This is a genomic window from Oleiphilus sp. HI0117 (assembly GCF_001635235.1).
This window is the reverse complement of sequence record NZ_LWGA01001498.1, coordinates 1-709: the sequence shown is the minus strand read 5'-3', so window position 1 is coordinate 709 and position 709 is coordinate 1. Positions and strand designations below refer to the sequence as shown.

The following is a 709-nucleotide window of genomic DNA, read 5'->3' as shown; positions in this document are numbered from 1 at the left end:
TAGGAGGCAAAAATGGAACACTTATTTGAAAAACCAAAGCAGTTATTTGAATACCGTGTTTTTGCGCAAAACCGTGAAACTTCAGGTTACCTATGCTCTTACACTTGGAATGAGTTAATCGACCATAGAGCATCGCTCTTCAACATTGATAGTAAGTACCCAAGATATTTGGTAAAGCCAGAGATATTGACGCTACTTAATAATGAAAAATATTTACCCAGAAGGTTGTTGTTAGATTTAATGTGGAGTACTGGAGCAACTGTTTCTGAAGTTCTAGGTTTAAAGCGTGAAAGCTTTAAACGGTCAGGAAGTGTTATTTTGAAGCGGCTTCATAGTAGGGCTGGGAGGCCCACAAAAGCTCAGCAAGAAATGATCTCATCTCGATCTATCTCAATTAAAGATTCGGATCTAAAAGATCGTATTGAGTCTTACATTATTGGAAACCAAATTAAACACAATCAAAGACTTTTCGGTGTGGATCGACATACTGTAAATCGTCATATACATAAACTGGTCGAACGTTCGGGAGGCTCCCCCTTTAATATAACCGCTGAAACCTTTAGACATAGCTTTGCAGTGCATCTAATGCTCTCGGGAGTACCTCAAACTAGAATCAGAAAACTTTTGGGCTTAAAAAAGTACCATCAAATAGAAAAATATGAAAGAGCCATTCCCGAAGATGTTGATGATGTTTTAAGAGGTGTACTAG

Annotated in this window: 1 protein-coding gene; it reads left to right on the top strand. The window is 37.9% G+C overall.

Going from position 1 to position 709, the window contains the following annotated elements; genetic code table 11:
* Positions 1-12 precede the first annotated feature (12 nt).
* Positions 13-709: tyrosine-type recombinase/integrase (locus tag A3757_RS24750; protein ID WP_068740481.1), on the top strand; the 697-nt coding region annotated here is incomplete at its 3' end.